This window comes from Okeania sp. (genome assembly GCF_983059655.1).
Map to the genome: position 1 here is coordinate 1 of NZ_CEZPJD010000588.1, position 5,087 is coordinate 5,087.

The 5,087-nt window shown below is 37.9% G+C and carries 4 protein-coding genes; 3 read left to right on the forward strand and 1 reads right to left on the reverse strand.

Going from position 1 to position 5,087, the window contains the following annotated elements; genetic code table 11:
- Window positions 1-1,293: 1,293 nt before the first annotated feature.
- Together AC3DU7_RS24685 and AC3DU7_RS24690 are read left to right on the forward strand one after the other, a co-directional pair.
- Window positions 1,294-1,512: a hypothetical protein gene (locus tag AC3DU7_RS24685; protein WP_488041942.1), complete on the forward strand. Its 219-nt coding sequence runs from the start codon at window positions 1,294-1,296 to the stop codon at window positions 1,510-1,512.
- Between the two features lie 129 nt (window positions 1,513-1,641).
- Window positions 1,642-2,052, forward strand: coding sequence for a hypothetical protein (locus tag AC3DU7_RS24690; protein WP_488041943.1), 411 nt, complete (start codon window positions 1,642-1,644; stop codon window positions 2,050-2,052).
- A 29-nt stretch (window positions 2,053-2,081) separates the two neighbouring features.
- Here the strand turns inward: AC3DU7_RS24690 and thyD are convergent, their stop codons facing one another.
- The gene (thyD, locus tag AC3DU7_RS24695; protein ID WP_488041944.1) at window positions 2,082-3,005 is read right to left on the reverse strand and encodes a thylakoid membrane protein ThyD; all 924 of its coding nucleotides are present in this window, start codon (window positions 3,003-3,005) and stop codon (window positions 2,082-2,084) included.
- Between the two features lie 475 nt (window positions 3,006-3,480).
- Here thyD and AC3DU7_RS24700 point away from each other — a divergent pair.
- On the forward strand, window positions 3,481-5,087 hold a 1,607-nt coding region (locus AC3DU7_RS24700), incomplete at its 3' end, for a DUF3352 domain-containing protein (RefSeq protein ID WP_488041945.1).

A 5,087-nucleotide genomic window follows, 5' to 3' on the forward strand; every position in this document is an offset into this window, starting at 1 on the left:
GAAACAGAAGAAAGTTATACAAGTATTGCTTCATTTTTAGATGGTGACTATCTGCTCTTGAATACTAATTCTTTCTTCCAAGATAATGACTTAATAACTCATAGCTGACCGCTGACGGCTGAATTCTTAACAGCTATCAGCAGCAAGACTCTCTTATGTAGGAAAGTATTTAAATTAACAACTGACTTTAACAGCAAGGGAGGCAACTTTTGTAGTAAGACAATGAATAAAGCTTTTATCCTAAACTAAAAGCAATAGCTGTTTGTATAGCAAGCATCCCGCAGGGAAACGCTGATAGCTGACAACTGAATGCTGACGATTTATTCTGCCACGCCTAAAAATTCAAATATGATAAATAAACAGTGTTCTAAAATCCATAAACTTCTAATATCTTAAGATAAATAATTTTGAATAAAGCTGATAGCTCATAACTAGGTATTGATAATTGTATAGACAAAGCAAAACAGTAAAATATATTTTTAAAAGGTATAGAAATCACATAAATTTTCAACATTAAATCTTTTATTTTTCCCTAATTCAACTACTCCTCACTTATTTAAGAAGTATAAATATATATGTTTAAAAAACTTAATAATTTATATAAAAACTTTATGAAATATCAAATAATATCATGTTATGATTTTTAGAACTTTAAGAGATTAATTGATCGCTGTAAATTGAGAAAGCCCCTAAGAGCACATAGCTCTCTAACTACCTCATAAATAACCTAGTGAAAACTTGAATAATGCTAAATTTGATACTACATAAAGCTCTAGTCAAATTCAAGTCAAAGCTAGATTTCCTAAAGATATTTACTTACATAATCAACCTATCTTTAGTAAAGAGGTTAGGGGAAAATTATCTGTACAATCCTAAAAAACATATCAAATGTTTTAGCTAGGAGCATATTGTGGCATAAAAAAATTGCTGAAAGTCAAACAATAAATATTAAGTAGGTAGGAGTGAATAAACCTGACTATGTAACGAAATGTTTATACAGTTGAAACTCTTGAGATTGCTTTCCTGAGGTCATGCTGGGCAAACCTTCCACGAAGTTACAGTTTCGGGCATACTTGTAAATTCTCCCACCTACTTAACTTGCACTAAGCAAAAAAAATAAATAGGTAGTTAAAGCACAAATAAAGTCAGAAAAAGATTTTTAGAGTGTGAGGCTGTGCCTAGTAGACACAAGCAAGTCTGGGAAAACTTAACCACTTGTTTAGTAGTTAGTAAAAATCTCTATATCAGAGAGCAAAACCTAATTTTTAAATAATACAAAGGAGTTGAAATACGATGACAATTAATAACAACAACAAAGAAGTTAGTTTAAAGCCAGAAACTCGCAATCACAAAGGATTTTTTATACAGCAAGGAGATTATAAACTGATGAGCATAGATGAGTCTGGCTGGGCTTTAATTTGTCTAGATGATGCAGTATGCCATTATGTAGATCCAGATAACTTGGAACAACATAAAGAATTAATGAAAGAATCAGTAACTGCCCAGAAATAAAGATTTTAACTACCTATAGATTTAAAATTTATCTGATAGAGCTGCCTTAAACTTAAAGGCAGCTTGATTTTTTTTAACTCCCATAACGGCGAAAAATCCCGCGTTCCCCTCTAATACCAAGCGTGATAAATGTTTGTTACAAATGGTAGGAACGTTGCATGCAACGTCCGTACTAAAGAAGGAATAGAGAAGAAGGAAGAAGGGTTAAATATTGAAAAAAAGGGGAAAAAGATAGAGATAACTATCTTAAATGAACTGGAACAGCTATTTTTAAGCATATCCGATCGAGGTCTACCTTTTTGTAGCATTCTTTTTTCAAATTTGTATAGTACTAAGGGTGATAAATGTTTGTTACAAATGGTACGGACGTTGCATGCAACATCCGTACTAAAGAAGGAAGAGGGAAGAGGCTCCAAAAATATTTCGCCAGTCAAGGCGGGGTTGCGCAACCCAATTATTTTGATGATAGAAAACAAACAGGGGGAGGTCATTACCTCATATATAAAACGCAACTCTTTTTTGAGTGGAAGAATCTCGTGATGTTTTCCAATTACACTACCGGGAATATGTCAAGGAGCTAAAATATTTTTCAGAGCTGACTGAACAGTTGGATATTGATACTCAAAGCCAGAAGCTTGAGTCTGTTTTGGTAAGACCTTTTGACCTTCTAATACCACCACCGAACCATCTCCCAATAACAATTCAATAGCAAAATCAGGCACGGGTAACCAAGAAGGTCGATTTAAAGCTAATCCTAAATCTTGACAAAATTCTCCCATTCGTACAGGATTAGGAGAAGTAGCATTGAATTTACCTTTCACTTCGGAGTGCTTCAGAGAATGTAAAATCAGACCAACCAAATCATCAATATGTACCCAAGAAAACCATTGCTGACCACTACCAATAGGCCCGCCAGCAAATAACTTAAATGGAGTGAGCATTTTCGAGACAGTACCCCCCATACCCAGTACAATACCAATCCGCAAAATAACCAACCTTACCCCTAAATCTTGTACGGGTTCGGCAGCAGTTTCCCAAGCTCGACAAACTTCCGAGAGAAAATCATTTCCACTAGAGCTAGTTTCATCAAAAGTTGCCGTTTCGCTCGTACCATAATAGCCAATAGCCGACCCACTAACCAATACCGATGGTTTAGAATTAGCCTGGGCGATCGCCTCTACCAATTTTTCCGTAGTTACCTTGCGACTGTCCATAATTTCTCGCTTCCGACTAGCATTCCAACGCTCATCAGCAATACCAGCTCCGGCCAAATTAACCACTCCATCACAGCCATCTATAAACTTTTGCCAAGCACCAGACTGTTTTGGTTGGTAGGCAACTATCTCCAAATTAGGATAGGCTGAGTCAGGAAAAATTCGTTTAGCTTTTTCTGGGTTGCGAGTCAAAACTAATATTTGTTCCCCTTCCGAATGTAGACGCTCTACCAAGCGACTGCCAACAAACCCTGTTGCTCCTGTAATAGCTACTTTCATCACTAAAAAATTTGCCCACAATACTTATTTATCTTTGTATAGCAGAAGAAAGGAGGAAGAAGAAAGAAGGAAGAAGAAAAAATCTGGTGTTGTTTGAGTTTTCAGCTTTTGATCTGTCCTAAATGCGGATGCGACCCCGCGTCCTTTGGGTATCTCTTTCCTGCTTCGGAGGCTACGCTAAAAGAGGCGCTTTGCGTACCGTAGTTGCTTCAGCGAAACCCGCCCAACGCACTTTACTCACCGTCGCACGGCGCACCAGGTAGATCAAACGAGCGCCATACCATATATAACTTCTGACTTATGATTTTTGACTTCTGACTTTCGCATAGCGCCCTACCTAGTCTGCAAAATTAATTTACCCTTTGTTCAAGGTAGAAAACAGGAAAAAGAAAATATAAATGGGTAGTAAATATTAAGGATAATTGTATCTACCTACTACTTATCCTACTAAAATATTAAGTTATAAAAAAATTCTATGAAAAAATCACACTTTTTAATTGCTGGTGTAGCCATAATTGCCACAGGTAGCATCGCTACCTATCTTTATTTGAGAAATGTAGCCACGAAAGTTTCCAATCCTCTGAGTAGTGCTGAAATAGTACCTGAGTCGGCAGTTATGGCCACTTTTATTCATCCTAATCAACAAGCTTTAACTAAATTACAACAATTTGGTACTCCCGAAACCAGAGAATTAATTAGCCAGAGTTATGCAGAATTTCAGCAGAAAAATTTGGCAGAAGCTAATATTGATTGGGAAAAAGACATTCAACCTTGGTTGGGAGGAATAATGTTGGCTTTTGTTCCCGCTGAGTCAGGGCAAGATGCCGATCCAGTGAATATTTTGATGTTGGTGGGAATTAAAAATAAGTTGGAGCTTTGGAAATTTGCCAATAAATTGAAAGGGGGTGAGGAAAATCAAGTTATGAAGAGGAAATATCAGGGGGTGACTATTCGAGAAGTTACTGATGAAAATGGAAAAACTTTTAATTTGGCAATTTTGGGAGATTATTTGGCGATCGCTCCCGTTGCAACAGCAGTAGAAGATGCTATTGATACGTTTCAGGGTGAGGCTTCTTTGGCAATGCAAGAGAATGCTACTGAAAGTTTACAGCAGAGTGCCGGGGTGGAGAATACTCTCGCTACTATTTTTATTCCTAATTATAGTCAGTTGATGAAAGCATTTACTGATGACTTGCCGGAGAATGAAAAGTCATCTACTGCAAGTTTAGGGCAGTTGGAAAAAATAGATTCTATGGTGATGGGAATAGGAGTGGATGATGCTGGTTTGCGGTTGCGTGCAGTGACTAAGTTGAATTCTCCGTTGCCTCCAGAGCAGACTGAAATAGCATCGGGCGATATTTTGCAACGGTTTCCAGCGGAAACAATGATGTCGATCAATGGGAAGAATATTAGTTTGGCTTGGTCGCAGTTTGTGGCACAAGCGGAGGGTAGTGAAGATTTGCAGGAATTTGTAGATATAATGAGGAAAACCTTTAAAGATGTAGATTTAGATGTGGATCGAGAAGTATTTGGTTGGATGGATGGAGAATTTGCTATAGGTTTAATTAGGTCGAATGAAGGAATATTAGCGCAGACTGGGGCTGGTGGAGCGATGATTTTGGAGACTAGCGATCGCTTTGCAGCTAATGGGATGTTGAGAAAGCTAAATAGAATAGCAGTGGATCAACCTGGCGTGTCGTTGAAGGAAAGACAGGTGGGAGAGATATCGGTAACGGAGTGGCAGATGATTGGTATTGGTAGTTTTTTGGGATATGGGTGGTTGGATAATGATTCTTTGTTTGTGGTGCTTGGTGAACCGTTGATAGAGGTGATGATCACTATGCCTAATAATGGTTTAATTGGGAGTGATGATTTTGAGGAAGTCGTGGGGTCTTTACCAACATCGAATCAGGGATATTTTTATTTGAATATGGAACAGATGATGGTTTGGGCGAATCGTTATCCGTTTGTGAATCTGATGATGTCACGGGATGTGAGGGTGGTGTTGGCTTCAATTCGTGGTATTGGGGTAACTGCGAGTTGGTCAGATCAGTTAACGAGTGAGATGGAGATGTTGTGGGT

What these genes read in the sequence shown, in the direction of transcription:
- AC3DU7_RS24685 (WP_488041942.1), top strand. Translation starts at nt 1,294, where the DNA reads ATGACAATTAATAACAACAACAAAGAAGTTAGTTTAAAGCCAGAAACT.
- AC3DU7_RS24690 (WP_488041943.1), top strand. Translation starts at nt 1,642, where the DNA reads ATGTTTGTTACAAATGGTAGGAACGTTGCATGCAACGTCCGTACTAAA.
- thyD (WP_488041944.1), bottom strand. Translation starts at nt 3,005, where the DNA reads ATGAAAGTAGCTATTACAGGAGCAACAGGGTTTGTTGGCAGTCGCTTG.